Origin of the sequence: Ralstonia sp. 1138, assembly GCF_040544795.1 — a bacterium.
Taxonomy (GTDB): Bacteria; Pseudomonadota; Gammaproteobacteria; order Burkholderiales; family Burkholderiaceae; genus Ralstonia; species Ralstonia flatus.
The window spans coordinates 51,847-68,068 of the sequence record NZ_JBEPKQ010000007.1 but is presented as its reverse complement, the minus strand read 5'-3'; the positions used below and the strand labels follow the sequence as shown (position 1 = coordinate 68,068).

Annotated in this window: 16 protein-coding genes and 1 tRNA gene; 11 read left to right on the top strand and 6 right to left on the bottom strand. The window is 63.0% G+C overall.

Going from position 1 to position 16,222, the window contains the following annotated elements:
* Positions 1 to 49: 49 nt before the first annotated feature.
* The 3 genes from ABIC76_RS23875 to ABIC76_RS23865 all read right to left on the bottom strand — a co-directional run bounded on the left by ABIC76_RS23875 (position 50) and on the right by ABIC76_RS23865 (position 3,506).
* Positions 50 to 1,156, bottom strand: a complete 1,107-nt coding sequence (locus tag ABIC76_RS23875; protein ID WP_316885421.1) for an ABC transporter substrate-binding protein — start codon at positions 1,154 to 1,156, stop codon at positions 50 to 52.
* Between the two features lie 122 nt (positions 1,157 to 1,278).
* Positions 1,279 to 2,808, bottom strand: coding sequence for a sensor histidine kinase (locus ABIC76_RS23870; protein ID WP_354535456.1), 1,530 nt, complete (start codon positions 2,806 to 2,808; stop codon positions 1,279 to 1,281).
* The gene (locus ABIC76_RS23865) at positions 2,805 to 3,506 is read right to left on the bottom strand and encodes a response regulator (RefSeq protein ID WP_027680218.1); all 702 of its coding nucleotides are present in this window, start codon (positions 3,504 to 3,506) and stop codon (positions 2,805 to 2,807) included. Before ABIC76_RS23865 ends, ABIC76_RS23870 begins: the two co-directional genes overlap by 4 nt.
* A gap of 107 nt (positions 3,507 to 3,613) precedes the next feature.
* Between ABIC76_RS23865 and ABIC76_RS23860 the strand changes: the two genes are divergently transcribed.
* Both ABIC76_RS23860 and ABIC76_RS23855 read left to right on the top strand, forming a co-directional pair.
* Positions 3,614 to 4,756 (top strand): extracellular solute-binding protein, encoded by a 1,143-nt coding sequence (locus ABIC76_RS23860; protein ID WP_343548786.1) that lies wholly within the window; start codon positions 3,614 to 3,616, stop codon positions 4,754 to 4,756.
* A 332-nt stretch (positions 4,757 to 5,088) separates the two neighbouring features.
* Positions 5,089 to 6,195 (top strand): porin, encoded by a 1,107-nt coding sequence (locus tag ABIC76_RS23855; protein ID WP_027680216.1) that lies wholly within the window; start codon positions 5,089 to 5,091, stop codon positions 6,193 to 6,195.
* Between the two features lie 420 nt (positions 6,196 to 6,615).
* Here the strand turns inward: ABIC76_RS23855 and ABIC76_RS23850 are convergent, their stop codons facing one another.
* Positions 6,616 to 7,830 carry a Do family serine endopeptidase gene (locus ABIC76_RS23850; protein ID WP_354535455.1) on the bottom strand — a complete coding sequence of 405 codons (1,215 nt, stop codon included), beginning with the start codon at positions 7,828 to 7,830 and terminating at the stop codon, positions 6,616 to 6,618.
* A gap of 19 nt (positions 7,831 to 7,849) precedes the next feature.
* On the opposite strand from ABIC76_RS23850, the gene ABIC76_RS23845 reads away from it, so the two are divergent.
* Entirely contained in the window at positions 7,850 to 8,596 is a 747-nt protein-coding gene (locus ABIC76_RS23845; RefSeq protein ID WP_354535454.1) for a Nif3-like dinuclear metal center hexameric protein, read from the top strand.
* Positions 8,597 to 8,608: 12 nt separating this feature from the next.
* On the opposite strand, the gene mscL is transcribed toward ABIC76_RS23845, so the two are convergent.
* Positions 8,609 to 9,037, bottom strand: coding sequence for a large conductance mechanosensitive channel protein MscL (mscL, locus tag ABIC76_RS23840; protein WP_027680213.1), 429 nt, complete (start codon positions 9,035 to 9,037; stop codon positions 8,609 to 8,611).
* 245 nt (positions 9,038 to 9,282) lie between these two features.
* On the opposite strand from mscL, the gene petA reads away from it, so the two are divergent.
* From petA to ABIC76_RS23810, 6 genes are all read left to right on the top strand, one after another.
* A complete protein-coding gene (gene petA, locus ABIC76_RS23835; protein WP_009241960.1) occupies positions 9,283 to 9,891 on the top strand; it encodes a ubiquinol-cytochrome c reductase iron-sulfur subunit in 609 nt (202 codons plus the stop codon).
* Positions 9,891 to 11,294, top strand: a complete 1,404-nt coding sequence (locus ABIC76_RS23830; protein ID WP_027680212.1) for a cytochrome b — start codon at positions 9,891 to 9,893, stop codon at positions 11,292 to 11,294. Before petA ends, ABIC76_RS23830 begins: the two co-directional genes overlap by 1 nt.
* A gap of 37 nt (positions 11,295 to 11,331) precedes the next feature.
* On the top strand, positions 11,332 to 12,075 hold the full coding sequence (locus ABIC76_RS23825) for a cytochrome c1 (protein WP_027680211.1): 744 nt from the start codon (positions 11,332 to 11,334) through the stop codon (positions 12,073 to 12,075).
* A gap of 150 nt (positions 12,076 to 12,225) precedes the next feature.
* A complete protein-coding gene (locus tag ABIC76_RS23820; RefSeq protein ID WP_004634649.1) occupies positions 12,226 to 12,837 on the top strand; it encodes a glutathione S-transferase N-terminal domain-containing protein in 612 nt (203 codons plus the stop codon).
* 72 nt (positions 12,838 to 12,909) lie between these two features.
* Positions 12,910 to 13,407 carry a ClpXP protease specificity-enhancing factor gene (locus ABIC76_RS23815; RefSeq protein WP_343548788.1) on the top strand — a complete coding sequence of 166 codons (498 nt, stop codon included), beginning with the start codon at positions 12,910 to 12,912 and terminating at the stop codon, positions 13,405 to 13,407.
* 29 nt (positions 13,408 to 13,436) lie between these two features.
* Positions 13,437 to 13,512, top strand: a tRNA-Thr gene (locus tag ABIC76_RS23810).
* A 67-nt stretch (positions 13,513 to 13,579) separates the two neighbouring features.
* On the opposite strand, the gene ABIC76_RS23805 is transcribed toward ABIC76_RS23810, so the two are convergent.
* A complete protein-coding gene (locus ABIC76_RS23805; protein ID WP_354535453.1) occupies positions 13,580 to 13,909 on the bottom strand; it encodes a hypothetical protein in 330 nt (109 codons plus the stop codon).
* A 468-nt stretch (positions 13,910 to 14,377) separates the two neighbouring features.
* Between ABIC76_RS23805 and ABIC76_RS23800 the strand changes: the two genes are divergently transcribed.
* Both ABIC76_RS23800 and ABIC76_RS23795 read left to right on the top strand, forming a co-directional pair.
* Positions 14,378 to 15,772 (top strand): carbohydrate porin, encoded by a 1,395-nt coding sequence (locus ABIC76_RS23800; RefSeq protein ID WP_354535452.1) that lies wholly within the window; start codon positions 14,378 to 14,380, stop codon positions 15,770 to 15,772.
* A gap of 224 nt (positions 15,773 to 15,996) precedes the next feature.
* Positions 15,997 to 16,203 (top strand): hypothetical protein, encoded by a 207-nt coding sequence (locus tag ABIC76_RS23795; RefSeq protein ID WP_102067472.1) that lies wholly within the window; start codon positions 15,997 to 15,999, stop codon positions 16,201 to 16,203.
* Positions 16,204 to 16,222: the final 19 nt, after the last annotated feature.

Here is a 16,222-nt window from a genome sequence, read left to right as displayed (position 1 = left end):
GCCGGCAGGTCGGTCAGATGAGTGGAGTGCCGATGATCAGCGGATCAGGTCAACGGCCGGCGGCGGTGCGCCATTGCTTGATGAAATCCAGACGCTTCTTCGGTTCCAGGAACGCCAGGATCGATTCGTCCACCGGAATCGGCTTGATCGTGTTGCCCAGAATCTTCTTCAGGCCGGCGGCGGTGGCTTCGCCCGTCACGTCTTCGCGCAGCGAGTGCAGATCCGACTTGTTGGCGAGGATTTCCTGGCCGCGCTTGGACAGGATGTAGTCCAGCCACAGCTTGGCCGCGTTCGGGTTCTTCGCCTTCTTGGCGATCATCGCCACGCGCGACACCACCAGCGTGTAGTCCTTCGGATAGACGATGCCGATCGACGGATCTTTCTTGGCGCGTGCAATCGCGTACGAACCGAGGATGTTGTACGCCACCAGGTTTTCGCCCGAGGCCACGCGCTCCATCATCGTGCCGGTGGAGGACTGCAGCACCAGGTTCGGGCCCACGGCCTTGACGAAGTCGAAGTACTGCGGCGAGTCGACGTTGTCCTGCGCGGCCATCATGAAGCCCACGGCGGATTTCTCGATGTCGTACGTCGTGACCTTGTTCTTGAAGCGTTCGGGCTGGCTGGCCACCAGCTTGGCGAAGTCGGCGTGCGTCTGCGGGACTTCGCTGTCCTTGATCAGGCGCTTGTTGTACAGGAACACGGCCGGCTCGTACGTGGTGCCGTAAGCCAGGCCCTTGTAGACAGCCCACTTCGGCAGGTTCTGCACTTCCGGCGAGTCGTACTTCATCGCGTAGCTCTGCGCCAGCTTGAGCTGCGAGTCCATCGACGAGTTCCACATCATGTCAGCCGAGGCGCCACCGGCAGCCTGCTCGCTGATGAAGCGGTTGTACAGCTCGCTGCTGTTCATGTCGTTGTACTCGACCTTCACGCCCGGGTAGAGCGACTCGAAGTCCTTGATCAGCGGATCGGCGGCCTTGGTGTCGGTCGTCGCGTACACGACCACCTTGCCTTCCTTCTTGGCGGCGGCGATGGTGTCGGCGTAGTTGGCGGGATAGCCGGCCGGGACTTGCGCGACGGCGGCGGTGCTGAGGGTCAGTGCGGCAGCGGCAATGGAAGCGAGAGCGGCGTGCGCGGGCGTAAAGCGGCCACGAAGCATGGGTTTGTCTCCTGTTTGCTTGTGATGGTGTGGGGCCGGCTACTTATGGCGTGGTGCGTGTAGCTCGGGCGGATGGCCCCCGGTGCGGCGGATTATAGAAATCGCGCGCTTTCGTCACGCTTTCATTGCGGCTGCTGCGTCGCAGCATGTTCGGCAGACGCAGCGGAGGCTGCCAGCGGTACGCGAATCCGCGCAGACAAACCGACGCCGCCGTGTTCGTTCGGCTCCCCGTCGGCCAATTCGATTTGCCCGCCGCTACGCGCTGCATAGGCACGTGCGATGGCCAGACCGAGGCCGGAGCCCTCAGCGGCATAGCGGGCATCTTTGGGCGCGTCTTTGGGTTTACCCGAGCGACTTCCGCCCTCGTGTGCGCGGCGGAAACGCTGGAACGCATGCGCGCGCTCTTCGGCGCTCATGCCGGGCCCGGTGTCGTCCACGCAGACCAGTGCGGTATTGCCGTCAGCCGTGGCGCGCACGGTGACACGGCCGCCGGCCGGCGTGTAGCGGATGGCGTTGTGCACAAGGTTCGAGAGCGCCTCGCGCAGGAACGCCGGATAGCCGATGACGGGCAGCGTCATGACGAGGCCGCCGTCATCCCAGCCGAGATCCTGCTGTTTTTCGCGCGCCAACGGCAGCGCATCGACCACCACGTCGCGCGCCAATTCACCCAAGTCGAAGGTTTCAGCCGGCGCATCCTGTCCCGCATGCCGTGCGCGGGCGAGGGCCAGCAGTTGCGTGGTCAGCCGGTTCGTCGACTGCAGGCGCGCGATGATGGCAGACAGGCTTTCACGCACGCGCGCCGGGTCGGTCTCGCGCAGCGCGTATTCGGCTTGCGTGAGCAGCACGGCCAGCGGCGTGCGCAACTGGTGCGACGCATCGGCAAGGAACTGGCTTTGCGCCTCCGCAAGTTCGGCGTAGCGATGAATGTGGTGGTTGATCGCCTCCACCAGCGGGCGCACTTCGGCGGGCACATCGGTGGCGTCCAGCGGCCGGAGGTCGTCCGATGCGCGCACGCCGATGCTGCGTGCCAGGCGATTGAGCGGCCGCAGCGCCACGGTCACGCCGAGCCACAGCAGCGCAGCGCTCACCGCCACCAGCGCCGCATCGCGCAGCAGCGTACCGCGCCACACCGCCTGCTGCAGCGCGCGCCGCGTCTCGATGGTTTCCGCCACCTGAATGACGATGCGCGCCGGCAGCCCCGGCTGATACAGCGGCTTGGCCACGGCGGCCACGCGCACGGGCTCGTCGTGGTATGTCGCGTCGTAGAAGAGCGGGGTGTCGTTTTCCAGCCGCCGGGCGGGCAGCGGCAGATCGTCGTAACCGGTCAGCGCGGCTTCGGGCGCCTTGCCCGGCAAGGGTTCGAAAGCGACGCGGTAATAGACGTTGCTCTGCGCGGTCGATTCGAACATGGACAACGCCACGTACGGCACGTTGACCTGCACTTGCCCCCGCTCGATCGTCACGCCGTTTTCGATGGCGCGCACCGAGCCGAGCAGCGCGCGGTCATACGCGCGATCCGTTGCGCCGCGCAGCGCCTGGTACGCCGAGACGATGTCGATGGCCAGCACACCCACCAGCCCCGGCAGGAGCAACCAGAGCAGCGTGAGTTTCAGGCTGCGCGGCAGCCGGAGCCGGGCGAGCCGCTGCATCATGCGCTGCTGTCGCCCGCGGCTGGCGTTTCACCGTCGCCGGCTTCGAGCATGTAGCCCAGTCCCCGCACGGTGACGATCTGTACGCCCATGCCCGCCAGCTTCTTGCGCAGGCGGTGCACGACCACCTCCACTGCGTCGGGGCTCGAATCGCTGTCCAGGTTGAAGACCTTGTCGAACAAATGCACCTTACTGATCGGCTGGCCGGTCTTGTGCAGCAGTGCCGACAGGGCGGCGTGCTCGCGCGGGGTGAGCGCCAACGGCTCGCCCGACAGCAGGAATGCCTTGCGCCCGGTGTCGAACTCCAGCGGCCCGCAACGCAGACGCGGGAACGCCCGGCCGCGGCTGCGGCGGATGAGCGCCATCAACCGCGCTTCCAGCTCGGACAGCGCGAACGGCTTGGTGAGGAAATCGTCCGCGCCGGCATTGAGCCCGCGCACGCGTTCATCCAGCGCGCCCTGCGCCGTGAGGATCAATACGGGCGTGCGGTCGTCACGCGCGCGCATGTCGGCCAGCACGGCAAAGCCATCCTTGCGCGGCAAGCGCAGGTCCAGCACCACCGCATCAAATTCTCCGGAGCCGAGGAAGGCTTCCGCGATGACGCCATCGGCAGCACGCTCGATCACGAAGCCGCTCTGTGCCAGCGCGCGCGCCAGCCAGGCCGCCAATTCGTCCTCATCCTCCACCAGCAAAATCCGCATCGGGTGTCTCTCAATATCGTTCTGACTACTTTTTCATGATAATGCGTGGCGCTCGCATCTCGATCTCCCTGTCTACGGGATGCGGCTCCCGTAGCGCTTCAACCGGCATGTCGTCCATCCCAAATTCCCGTCGCCGCTGGCTTTGTCAGACCGCCGCATTGCTGGCTGCAAGCGGCGTGGTTGCGCGAGGGGCGCATGCCCAGTGGCTGGCGCGATCGACGCCGGAGCTGCCGTCGTACTATCCGCGCGACTACGGCGCGATGGTCGACGCCGCGCGCCGCGAAGGCCGTGTCACGGTGTATTCGACGACGGATTTCTCGGCCGCGTACCCGCTGATCCGCGCCTTTGAAACGCGCTACCCCGGCATCACCGTCGATTACCGCGAGCAGAACAGCGACGACCTCTACCGCCGCTTCCTCGCGGAATTCGCCGCCAAGTCACCCGGCGCCGACGTGGTCTGGAGTTCGGCCATGCCCGAGCAGTTCAAGCTGGTGAACGACGGGCACGCACTCCCGTATGCCTCGCCCGAGCGGCCTTACCTGCCGTCGTGGGCCATCTGGAAGAACGAGGCGTACGGCACGAGCTACGAGCCGGTCGTCTTCGTCTACAACGCGCGCCAGTTGCCGGCGGAGTTGATTCCTTCCACTCACGCCGACTTCGCGCGCATTCTGAATGGCCATCGGGACTTGCTGCGCGGGCGCGTCGCCTCGTACGACATCGAGCACTCCGGCTCAGCCTTCCTTTTCGCCGCCGAAGATGCGCGCACAACGCCGGTGTTCTGGGATGTTGCCAAGGCATTGGGTGGGGTCAACGTCAACCTGTACATCACCACGGCCGCGATGCTGGAGCGCGTCGCCTCGGGCGAAAGCCTGCTCGCCTACGACGTGATCGGTTCCTATGCCGCGCGCTACGCCGATCGCAATCCAGCGCTGGCCATCAAGATGCCCACCGACTACACGCTGGTCGCGACGCGGGTCGCCTTTATCGCGCGGCGCGCTGCCCGCCCGAATGCCGCGCGTCTCTGGCTCGACTTCATGCTCTCGCGCGATGGCCAGAGCGTGATGGCGGACCGCGCGTTCCTGTTTTCGCTGCGCCAGGACGTTGAGACAGGGCTCACTGCGAAGCGCCTGCTCGCCGAGCTTGGCAATACGCATCGGCCCATTCCGGTCGGCCCGGGTTTACTCGCCCATCAAGATCAGCTCCGCCGTGCCGATTTCCTGAAGAGATGGCGCGCCGCCCTTGGTCGATAAAAGAGAATTAAAAGTCACTTATCGTCATAACGTGGCGCGAAGGCGACAAATCGCAGCGGCTGTCGATTGCCAAATTTGGTGCGCGGGAAAGGGGGCGCAATCGCCCGCCAGCCCCTGTGCCACCGCGCAAAAAGCGGGTTGCGCCCCCCTTCCCGAGGGGTTCGGCGCGTGTTGCCCATGAGCAACAACTTGGCCGCAAATCGCGGCCCAGAGCCAGAAAGGGTTTCCGGAATCCGTCAACGCTGGCACATAATGCGGTCAGACGTGAGGTATCTGCGTCGTCCATAAGGACAGTCAAGATTTCCCAATCAGTTGACAAGGAAAGTGTCGATATGAAGATGAAACTGTTTGCAGCTGCTGTCGCAGCTCTGGCCGCCGGTGGCGCCTATGCACAATCCTCCGTGACCCTGTACGGCGTGGTCGACGCTGGTCTGACCTACGCAAACAAGGTGCCGGGCGCAACCGCTGGTTCGAGCGGCTCGCGTTTTGGCCTGGATTCGGGCGGCCTGTCGGGCTCGCGTTGGGGCCTGCGTGGCGTTGAAGACCTGGGCGGTGGCCTGAAGGGTATCTTCAACCTGGAAAGCGGCTTCAACCTGGACACCGGCACGTCGGGTCAAGGTGGTCGTCTGTTCGGCCGTAACGCTTACGTCGGTCTGCAAGGCCAGTGGGGTCAACTGACCCTGGGTCGTCAGCAAAACCTGCTGTACGACTTCTCGCTGATCTATGACCCGATGGCAATCGCCACGCGTTACTCGCTGGCCTCGCAAGACCAGTTCTTCGCTGGCCGTGCTGACAACTCCGTCAAGTACATCGGTACGTTCGGTGGCCTGAGCGTCTCGGCTCTGTACTCGTTCAACTACAACGGCAACGAAGTCGCTGGCAGCAACAAGACCGGCCGTGAGTGGAGCCTGGGTGCTAACTACGCTGGCGGCCCGCTGGGTATCGGCGCAGTGTACGACCAAACCAACTCGACGACCGTTGGTAGCGACAACAAGGAACAACGCGCCACGATCGCTGGCACGTACGCCTTCGGCCCGGCCAAGCTGTACGCTGGCTACCGTTGGTACAAGGCTAACTACGCAACTGTTGCTGGCAACGGCAACCTGCGTTCGAACCTGTACTGGGCTGGCCTGGGTTACCAAGCTACTCCGGCTCTGTCGCTGACGGGTACGGCTTACTACCAACAGTTCAAGAACAGCGGTACGGGCAACCCGTGGCTGTTCGTGGTCGGCACCGACTACGCTCTGTCGAAGCGCACCGACGCGTACTTCAACCTGGCCTATGCTAAGAACAGCGGTGGCTCGGGTCTGGGCGTGATCGGCCTGAACGACGCTAGCTACGCTGGCACGACGCTGACGAACGGCAGCCAAGTGTTCTCGGGCCCGAACAACAGCAACAACCAGTTCGGCGCTACGGTTGGCCTGCGTCACAAGTTCTAATTTGACGCGCTCATAAGGGCGCATCAAATTAAACGGTTAAACGCCGATCCCGAAAGGGGTCGGCGTTTTTCTTTGTGTGGACGATTTGCAGCGCACATGCATGGCTGAAACGGTGCCGCGAGTCGGCTTGGCTGGCATGCGAGCTTCAGCGGGTGAGATAGGGGTGCCGGCGAAGCGGGGGCGAGCGGCGCTTGTTGCCTTACCGCGGCATACGTTCAGGGCAGGCGGCGAAGGTGCGGGGGCGAGGGTAGCTCGATGTACGTAGCGCAGCTGTTGGTACGTTGGATCGATTGCCCGTTGAGCAGGGAATGCAGCCAAAGTGGCCCTTTCCTAGCCAACGAGTCGGCTTGACGCTCAGCGTACGGGCATAAAAAACGGCGGCACATGTGGCCGCCGTTTGCTTATTCCGAAACCTGCGTTTTACTGCGGTTCTTCGTCGTCCTGCGAGGGCATCGGCACGTTGCGACGCGTAGGCGCGGGCCGTTTGCCAACAACGATGGTCAGTTCCACTGCCTTGCCCTTGCGCGACACGGTCACCTTGGCTTCCGCGCCGGGTTTCAGCTGCGCGATGCTGTTGAGCAGCGCCGTCGTATCCAGGATCGGCTCTCCGTTCACGCTGTTGAGAATGTCCCCCGGGCGCAGGCCTGCCTTGTCCGCTGGGCCGCCTTGGACCACGGCGGCAATCAGCGCGCCATCCTTGCGTGACAAGCCAAACGACTCGGCGATTTCCGGCGTCACATCCTGCGGCTCGACGCCGATCCAGCCGCGGACCACGCTACCCGTCGAGATAATCGACTCCATCACCTGCTTGGCCAGCGAGACCGGAATCGCGAAGCCGATGCCCAGCGAGCCGCCCGAGCGCGAGTAGATCGCCGTGTTGATCCCGAGGAGGTTGCCGTCAGCGTCGACGAGCGCACCGCCCGAGTTGCCGGGGTTGATCGCGGCGTCGGTCTGGATGAAGTTTTCGAAGGTGTTGATGCCCAAATGGCTGCGGCCCAGCGCGGAGACAATACCCATCGTCACCGTCTGGCCCACGCCGAACGGGTTGCCAATGGCCAGCACCACGTCGCCGACGCGCACATTCTCCAGCCGGCCCAGCGTAATGGCGGGCAGATTCGGCAGGTTGATCTTGAGGACGGCCAAGTCGGTTTCCGGATCGGAGCCGACCACCTTGGCGTTGGCCTTGCGGCCGTCGGTCAGGGCGACCTCGATTTCGTCGGCGCCGTCCACGACGTGGTGGTTCGTTAGAATGTAGCCTTCCGAGCTGACGATCACGCCTGAGCCGAGGCTGGCCGTGGGTTCCTGGCGTTGCTCAGGGGCGCGGTCGCCGAAGAAGAAGCGGAACCACGGATCTGCGCTGGCTTGAGGATTGCTGCCGCGCTTCGGCGCGTTCTTGCTGCTGAAGATGTTGACCACCGCCGGCATCGCGACCTTGGCGGCTTCCGCGTAGGAGTTGCTGGAGGTGCCGCCGTGGCCGATCGGCGCGACTTCCTTGAGCGCGACGATGGGCGAGCCGGATTGCACTGCGACCTTGCCGCGCTGCAGCCAATCAGGCTTGAGCGTGGCGATCACAAACCAGACGGCCAGGACGACCGTGACGGCTTGCGCAAAAAACAGCCAAAAGCGGCGCAACATAGAGCGAAATTGAGTCCAAATGGATCGAAAAGAACTTGAATTGTACTTGAACGACCTGTTGCAGGCGCCCCGTTTTCGGGACTATTGCCCCAACGGTCTACAGGTGCAAGGGCGCGAAACCGTTACGCACATCGTGACGGGGGTCACGGCCAGCCTGGCCTTGATTGAGGCCGCCATCGAAGCGCGTGCCGACGCCATCCTCGTGCACCACGGTTACTTCTGGAAGGGTGAGGACGGCCGTGTCGTGGGCCAAAAGCATGCGCGCCTGAAGCCACTCCTGGCGCACGATCTCAACTTGTTCGCGTATCACCTGCCGCTCGATGCGCACCCTGATCTGGGCAACAACGCGCAGTTGGGCGCATTGCTCGGCATCACGCCACAAGGCCGGTTCGGCGACGATGAACTGGGCTGGATTGGCGCGCTTCCCGAGGCGACCACGCTAGGCGCTTTCGCGCAGACGGTGTCGGCAAAGCTGAATCGGGCGCCGCTCGTGATCGGCGACGACAACCGTTCGGTGCGTACCGTCGGCTGGTGCACGGGCGGTGCTCAAGGCTGGTTTGGTGCCGCCGTGGCCGCCGGTGTGGACGTGTATCTGAGTGGTGAAGCGTCGGAGCAGACCACGCATCTGGCGCGTGAATCGGGTGTGGCCTATATCGGCGCCGGCCACCACGCCACCGAGCGCGGCGGCGTTCGGGCGCTCGGCAACCATCTCGCCGAGCGTTTTGGCGTACGTCACACCTTCATCGATATCCCGAATCCGGTGTGAAGCCCGCTCCAATTACGACTTGTTCTTGAGGCTGTCGCGAATCTCGCGCAGCAGCTGGATGTCTTCTGGCGTTTCGGCGGGGGCCGTCGGCGGGTTGGCGTCGATCACGCGCGTGACGGCGCGCACCATCAAGAACACGATAAACGCCAGAATCAGAAAATTGACCGCCACGGTGATGAAGTTGCCGTAGGCGAAGACTGGTACGCCGGCCTTCTTCAGGTCAACCAAGGTATGAGGCACGCCCGCGGGTGCCTCTGCGAGCTGGATGAACAGATTCGAGAAATCCAGCTTGCCAACGATACGGCTGATCAGCGGCATGATCAGATCATTGACAAGCGAATCGACGATTTTGCCGAACGCCGCGCCGATGATCACGCCCACTGCGAGGTCGATCACGTTGCCGCGCATCGCGAATTTCTTGAAGTCTTGCATCAGTGCCATCGGTTTTCTCCGGATTGTTTGATTCGAGACAAACGGTCAAGCTAGCGAACGGTTGACCTGAATTGTTGAAAGCGAGGTTGCAAGAGACATGCCGAAGCCTTGCCTGGACTGGGCTGGCGGGCAATCGGTGCGTCCACTATATCCGCAACGGACGCCCCCCGCGACCGCTACCGTTGGCTAGGTACGCTCGGGTATAATTTTTGGTTGACGCGAATCTATCTTGATTTCTCACCCTGGGGTCTTGAATGAGTGACCAGCAAAACGTGGACAAGGGTCGCCGCAATCTATTGATTGCGACGTCCGTGGCTGGTGGTGTGGGAGGGGTTGCAGTTGCGGCCCCTTTCGTTTGCACATTCGCACCATCTGAAAAAGCCCGTGCAGCGGGCGCGCCCGTAGAGGCGGACGTGAGCGACCTGGCCCCGGGCCAGATGAAGGTGGTGGAATGGCGCGGCAAGCCGGTCTGGCTGCTCAAACGCACGCCCGACATGCTGGAATCGCTCAAGAAGACCGATAACGAAGTCGCCGACCCCAAGTCCGACGTGCCCTTCACCATGAAGACGCCGGACTACTGCAAGAACGAAACCCGCTCTCGTGCCGAGCATAAAGACCTGCTGGTCGTGGTCGGCATCTGCTCCCATCTTGGCTGCTCCCCGTCCGGTCCGTTTCCCGCAGGTGCCAACGTGCAGCTTGCCGGAGACCCCGGCTTCGTCTGCCCGTGCCATGGCTCCACGTTCGACCTGGCTGGCCGCGTGTTCAAGAACAAGCCCGCGCCGCAGAACCTCGACGTTCCGCCGTACATGTTCCTGTCCGACACGAAGCTGGTGATCGGTAAAGACGAGAAAGGAGAGGCTTGATCATGGCCGAGAAGAAGGTGGAGACAACCGGGCTGCTGGGCTGGATCGATGCACGCTTCCCGGCATCGGAGCTGTGGAAGGCGCATCTGTCCGAGTACTACGCGCCGAAGAATTTCAACTTCTGGTATTTCTTCGGGTCGCTGGCGCTGCTGGTGCTGGTGATCCAGATCGTCACGGGCATCTTCCTGGTGATGAACTACAAGCCCGACGGCACGCTCAACGCCGCCGGCATCCCCGTGGCCTATGCGAGCGTGGAGTTCATCATGCGGGAGGTGCCGTGGGGCTGGCTGGTGCGCTATATGCACTCGACCGGCGCGTCGGCGTTCTTCATCGTCGTGTATCTGCACATGTTCCGCGGCATGCTGTACGGCTCGTACCGTAAGCCGCGCGAGCTGGTCTGGATCTTCGGCTGCCTGATCTTCCTGTGCCTGATGGCCGAAGCCTTCATGGGCTATCTGCTGCCGTGGGGCCAGATGTCGTACTGGGGCGCGCAGGTCATCGTGAACCTGTTCTCCGCCATTCCGCTGATCGGCCCGGACCTGTCGTTGTGGATCCGCGGTGACTACGTGGTGTCGGACGCGACGCTGAACCGCTTCTTCTCGTTCCACGTCATCGCCGTACCGCTGGTGCTGCTGGGCCTGGTGGTGGCGCACATCATCGCGCTGCACGAAGTGGGTTCGAACAATCCGGACGGCGTCGAGATCAAGGCCAAGAAGGACGAGCGCGGCATTCCGCTCGACGGCATTCCGTTCCATCCGTATTACTCGGTGCACGACATCGTCGGCGTGGCGGTGTTCCTGTTCATCTTCAGCGCGATCGTGTTCTTCGCGCCGGAAATGGGCGGCTACTTCCTGGAAGCCAACAACTTCATCCCGGCAGACTCGCTGAAGACGCCGCCGCACATTGCGCCGGTCTGGTACTTCACGCCGTTCTATTCGATGCTGCGCGCGACCACGTCGGACTTCCTGCCGTGGCTATGGGGCTTCATCGCAATCATGCTGGGGCTGCTGTTCGTGCGCTCCAAGAGCATGAAGGTCAAGGGCGTAGCGGTGGCTGTGGCCGTGATTCTGGCGCTGGGCTTCGCGTTCATCGACGCGAAGTTCTGGGGCGTGGTCGTGATGGGCGGCTCGGTGGTGATCTTCTTCTTCCTGCCGTGGCTGGACCAGTCGCCGGTCAAGTCGATCCGTTATCGCCCGGGCTTCCACAAGACGCTGCTGATCGTCTTCGTGATCGCCTTTGCGGTGCTGGGCTACCTGGGTATCCAGCCGCCGAGCCCGGTCGGTTCGATCGTTTCGCAGATCGGCACCATTCTGTACTTCGCGTTCTTCCTCGCGATGCCGATCTGGAGCCAGATCGGGACCTTCAAGCCAGTGCCTGAGCGCGTCACGTTCACGCCGCACTGATAGAGCCCGCGCACAAGGACCCATGAAGGACACAAGAATGAAAAAGCTGCTTGCGATTTTCGCCTTGGCCGGTCTCGTGTTTGCCGCGCCCGTGATGGCCAATGAGGGCGGCGTGCCGCTCGATCCGGCGCCCAACCAGTCCAGCGACACGTCTGCGCTGCAGCGCGGCGCCAAGCTATTCGTCAACTACTGCCTGAACTGCCACGGCGCCAGCGCCATGCGCTACAACCGTCTGCGCGACATCGGTTTGAGCGAGGAGCAGATCAAGCAGAACCTGCTGTTCTCGTCGGACAAGGTCGGCGACACGATGCACATCGCCATGGATCGCGAGGACGCCAAGAAGTGGTTTGGCGCTGTGCCTCCGGACCTTTCCGTGATTGCCCGGGCGCGCGGCAGCGACTGGCTCTACACCTATCTGCGCACGTTCTACCGTGACGACACGCGTCCGACCGGCTGGAACAACCTCGTCTTCGACAAGGTCGGCATGCCGCATGTGCTGTGGGAGCTGCAAGGCCAGCAAGTGCCGAAGTACGCCGAAGTGAAGTCCGAGCACGGCGAGGCCGAGAAGAAGCTCGTCGGCTTTGAGGTGTCGGTGCCAGGCAAGATGAACAAGGTCGAATATGACCAGGCGGTGGCCGATCTGGTCAGTTATCTGGACTGGATGGCGGAGCCCGCCGGCAACCTGCGCAAGCGCCTCGGTGTGTGGGTATTGTTGTTCATTGGTGTGTTCTTCGTGCTGGCCTGGCGCCTGAATGCGGCCTATTGGAAGGACATCAAGTAAAATCCGTGTTTTCCGGGCAAGGGCTAGGCCGGTGGAGAACTGGCTCTAGCCCTTTGCCTTTTCGCTTTTTGTGCCGTGGCGATGTCATTTGTCGTCACGGTTGTACCGTCATCGGGCCGCCCCCGGCCCATGCGCCAAGGAACTACAACCATGATGGTCTTGTACTCGGGCACCACTTGCCCGTTCTCGCAGCGTTGCCGCCTCGTCCTGTTCGAAAAGGGCATGGATTTCGAGATTCGCGACGTCGATCTCTTCAACAAGCCGGAAGATATCGCGGTGATGAACCCGTACGGCCAGGTGCCCATCCTGGTTGAGCGCGATCTGATTCTGTACGAGTCGAACATCATCAACGAATACATCGACGAGCGCTTCCCGCACCCGCAGCTGATGCCGGCTGATCCGGTGCAGCGGGCCCGTGCCCGCCTGTTCCTGTTCAACTTTGAAAAGGAACTGTTCACGCACGTGTCCGTGCTCGAGAACGAGAAGGGCAAGGCCGCCGAGAAGAATCACGAAAAGGCGCGTGCGGCCATCCGTGACCGCCTCACGCAGCTCGCTCCGATCTTCCTCAAGAACAAGTACATGCTGGGCGAAGAGTTCTCGATGCTGGACGTGGCGATTGCGCCGCTGCTGTGGCGCTTGGACCACTACGGCATTGAAGTGTCCAAGAATGCCGCCCCGCTGATGAAATACGCTGAGCGTATCTTCAGCCGTCCGGCGTATATTGAAGCGCTGACGCCGTCCGAAAAGGTCATGCGCCGCTGATCGCCGCCGGGTCGCTGGCCGTGCCCGGGCTGAGCCTGCGCGCGGCCGCGCCCAACGGTCACTGATTTCATCATGTCGGAAACTTCCACCAAGCCCTATCTGATCCGCGCAATCTACGAATGGTGCACGGACAACGGCTTCACGCCGTACATCGCTGTCTTCGTCGACAACAGCACCAACGTGCCGCGCGAGTTCGTCAAGAACGACGAGATCGTGCTGAACGTGAGCTTTGACGCGACCAGCCAGCTCGACATGGGCAACGAGTGGATCACGTTCCACGCACGCTTCTCCGGCGTGTCGCGCAAGATCGAGGTGCCGATCGAGAACGTGCTCGCCGTGTATGCGCGCGAGAACGGTCAAGGTATGGCATTCCCCGTGGAGCGCAGCACGCCGACGACACAGGCCGCGACCGAACGCGAGAACAATCCGCCGCCCAAGCTGGCCGCGGTGGATTCGGAGTCGGCACCTGCGCCGGTCCCAGCCGAAGCGGAAACGGGCCCGGAAGATGAGCCGACACCGCCAAACGTGCCGCGCATCGGTGGAAAGCCCGCGCTAAAGGTCGTCAAGTAACGCGTGTTAGGTTAGAATCGCGTTTCTTTGCCGGCTTAGCTCATCTGGTAGAGCAGTTGATTTGTAATCATCAGGTGGCGGGTTCGAGTCCTGCAGCCGGCACCAGCATCACGAAACGGCCTCCCTTGCGGAGGCCGTTTCCTTTTGTCCCGACCATTCAATTTCCCGCGCTTCACCCGCGCCGCACCCAAATCACCTTGCCGCCCTGGATGCCGAGGTTGCGACGTTCTTCGCGGTAGTCCATGGTGCCGGGCAGCGCTTTGCCATCGTGCTCGCTGATGCGCCAGAGGCAGCCATTCAGCAGGGCCGTGGCTTCCTGTTCGGATTTACCGATCAAGGCGTTGTCGGGAATAGCGGCCGCCTGACAGGTGGTGGCCTGAGCGGTGCGCTCAGTCATCTTGGATTCCCCTGCGTTTCTGGGTTGCTCTGGGCCGGCCGCCGAGCAGGCCGCAAAGCCGAGGGTTGCCGCAATCGTCGTGAGTAGCGTTGCCAAGCGCGTCATAAAACCTCCTTGTGATATCGCAGTGGTGAGCGCCGTCGATCAGGCGCTCGATCGTGACGGCAGTGTACCGACACACCCTTGCGAGGGGCCCCACGCGGTGCTGTTGCCGCCGCGCAATGAGCTGTGCGACGCCCCGAGAAAACGCTTGCCGCCATCAACAACACTTTGTTACTCTGCGCCCCGTCATAGCTACGGAGTCAATCTCCATGGACAGTTGTTCTAGTCGATCTTCGATCGCACATTGAACGGCTAGACAGTCTCGGCGCACCGTTTTTGCGCCTCACCACTGCCTAGCCGTATTGCACGGCGGGTAGTGGCGCTTGCGTGGGTTCTCTGCGTAAGTCCCTTCCTGAATTCGATTGTGGTATCCGGCACAGCCACGTGGCTGCGTGCGTTTGCGCGCGCGCCATCGCAAGGTGCGGCCGGCGTTTGCCTACGTCCGTCGGAGAAGCGGGCGGGGGAGGTCTCATGCTGTTCTTCTCAATGCTGCAGTACGTCTGGGTGGCGGTGCGTCCGCTGGTTTGGGTTCGCTTGCTGGTGGGGGCGGCGGCCGTGGTGTCGGCCATGTCGATGGCGCACGCAGCGGATGACATTCCGCGCATTGCCGGCGGCGACCTGGATGACCGCTTCGGCTTCCATGGCCAGACCACCTATGTGTGGCAGCGCAAACCGGCATTCGATGCCGCGTACAGCGGCGACAACAGCCTCGGCACTGCGCGCGCCAAGAGCTATTCCTTCACGGCCACGCTCGACCTGGGCATGCGCTTATGGAAAGGCGCCGAATTCCACGTGAACCCCGAGGTCGCGCAGGGCGTTGCGTTCTCCGAGCTGCACGGCCTGGGCGGATTGCCAAACGGCGAGTTGGCGAAGACGGCCGGGACGAATCCGACGCTGTACCGCGCTCGCGCTTTCCTACGCCAGACGTGGGGCCTGGGAGGCGACACGGAAAAGATCGACGCCGATTTCAACCAGTTCGCCAATGTCGTCGACAAGCGCCGCGTAGTGCTGACGGCCGGCAATTTTGCCGTGCCCGATGTGTTCGATGCGGTGTCGTATGCGCAAGATCCGCGCACGCAGTTCATGAACTGGTCATTCATGGCGCATCCGTCGTTCGACTATCCCGCCGATGCGCGCGGCTACAACTGGGGCGTGGCGCTCGAGTACATCGATAGCGAGAACGGTTGGGCCGTACGCGCAGGCCGATTCCTGCAGCCGGAACAATCGAACGGCTTGCCGCTAGACACGCGGTTCCTCAAGCATTACGGCGACATCCTGGAGCTGGAGAAACGCTACACGGTGTTCGGTCAGGAGGGCATGGTGCGCTTGCTCGGTTGGCGCAACCAGGCGCGCATGGGCCGGTTCGACGATGCGATGGCGCTGGGGGCGGCGGCCGGCGCGGCACCGGACGTCGGGCTGGTGCGCAAGGAGCACGCCAAGTTGGGCGTGGGCGTTTCGTTCGAACAGAAAGCCGGCGACGACCTCGGCCTGTTCGCACGCCTGAACTGGTCGGACGACAGGACCGAAACGTATGCCTTTACGGAAGTCGGCCGCAGCGTGTCGTTTGGCGGGTTGCTGAAGGGCACAGCGTGGCGCCGCCCGAACGATGTGCTGGGTGTCGCTGTTGCGGTGAATATGCTGGGGCCCGATCACCGCGCCTATCTTGCCGCGGGCGGCAGCGGCGCGTTTCTTGGCGATGGCGGCTTGAACTATGGCCACGAGCGCGTGCTGGAAGTCTTCTACAGCCTGCAGGTGACCAAGGCGCTGGCGATCAGTCCGGATTTCCAGCTGATTCAGAACCCGGGCTATAACCGCGACCGCGGGCCCGCCAAGTTCATCGGCGTACGCGTCCACGCCGAGTTCTAACCGTAGGAGGACCCATATGGACAGTCCGAGTCGACCTTACCCAACGTCTTTTTCCCACTAGGCGAGTCCGCCGCACGGTTGTGCCCTGCTGCTGACTTGCCGCCCTGGCAAGGCAGCGGTGTCTGCATCGCTCCTTGATCGTTTCGATTCTGCCGCCGCGTGTGTGCAACGCGTGCGGCCATTGCTGCGTGCCAAGCGGATGCGCACGCGGCGAGGAGTGTGTCATGCGCAAATTCAATGTTCCCGCCCGCCGTTTTTCGGCGATCGCACTGCCGTTCAGCTCGGTATTCGTGCAACCGCGCGCTGCTGCACCCGAGCGCGCCGACGCCGTGCCCGTGACCTCCAGCCGCCGGGCCGGTGACGGCGGTCAGCCGCTTTCCAACCATGGCTACGCCGCAGCGGCTGTGCGTCTGTCGCGCACGTACTGGTAATCCGACAACACCCAACCCA

Excerpts from the sequence above, each read along its gene's own strand:
- ABIC76_RS23850 (WP_354535455.1), bottom strand. The coding sequence starts at position 7,830 with ATGTTGCGCCGCTTTTGGCTGTTTTTTGCGCAAGCCGTCACGGTCGTC.
- mscL (WP_027680213.1), bottom strand. The coding sequence starts at position 9,037 with ATGGCACTGATGCAAGACTTCAAGAAATTCGCGATGCGCGGCAACGTG.
- ABIC76_RS23865 (WP_027680218.1), bottom strand. The coding sequence starts at position 3,506 with ATGCGGATTTTGCTGGTGGAGGATGAGGACGAATTGGCGGCCTGGCTG.
- petA (WP_009241960.1), top strand. The coding sequence starts at position 9,283 with ATGAGTGACCAGCAAAACGTGGACAAGGGTCGCCGCAATCTATTGATT.
- ABIC76_RS23805 (WP_354535453.1), bottom strand. The coding sequence starts at position 13,909 with ATGACGCGCTTGGCAACGCTACTCACGACGATTGCGGCAACCCTCGGC.
- ABIC76_RS23875 (WP_316885421.1), bottom strand. The coding sequence starts at position 1,156 with ATGCTTCGTGGCCGCTTTACGCCCGCGCACGCCGCTCTCGCTTCCATT.
- ABIC76_RS23870 (WP_354535456.1), bottom strand. The coding sequence starts at position 2,808 with ATGATGCAGCGGCTCGCCCGGCTCCGGCTGCCGCGCAGCCTGAAACTC.
- ABIC76_RS23795 (WP_102067472.1), top strand. The coding sequence starts at position 15,997 with ATGCGCAAATTCAATGTTCCCGCCCGCCGTTTTTCGGCGATCGCACTG.
- ABIC76_RS23825 (WP_027680211.1), top strand. The coding sequence starts at position 11,332 with ATGAAAAAGCTGCTTGCGATTTTCGCCTTGGCCGGTCTCGTGTTTGCC.
- ABIC76_RS23815 (WP_343548788.1), top strand. The coding sequence starts at position 12,910 with ATGTCGGAAACTTCCACCAAGCCCTATCTGATCCGCGCAATCTACGAA.
- ABIC76_RS23820 (WP_004634649.1), top strand. The coding sequence starts at position 12,226 with ATGATGGTCTTGTACTCGGGCACCACTTGCCCGTTCTCGCAGCGTTGC.
- ABIC76_RS23845 (WP_354535454.1), top strand. The coding sequence starts at position 7,850 with ATGGATCGAAAAGAACTTGAATTGTACTTGAACGACCTGTTGCAGGCG.
- ABIC76_RS23800 (WP_354535452.1), top strand. The coding sequence starts at position 14,378 with ATGCTGTTCTTCTCAATGCTGCAGTACGTCTGGGTGGCGGTGCGTCCG.
- ABIC76_RS23855 (WP_027680216.1), top strand. The coding sequence starts at position 5,089 with ATGAAGATGAAACTGTTTGCAGCTGCTGTCGCAGCTCTGGCCGCCGGT.
- ABIC76_RS23860 (WP_343548786.1), top strand. The coding sequence starts at position 3,614 with ATGTCGTCCATCCCAAATTCCCGTCGCCGCTGGCTTTGTCAGACCGCC.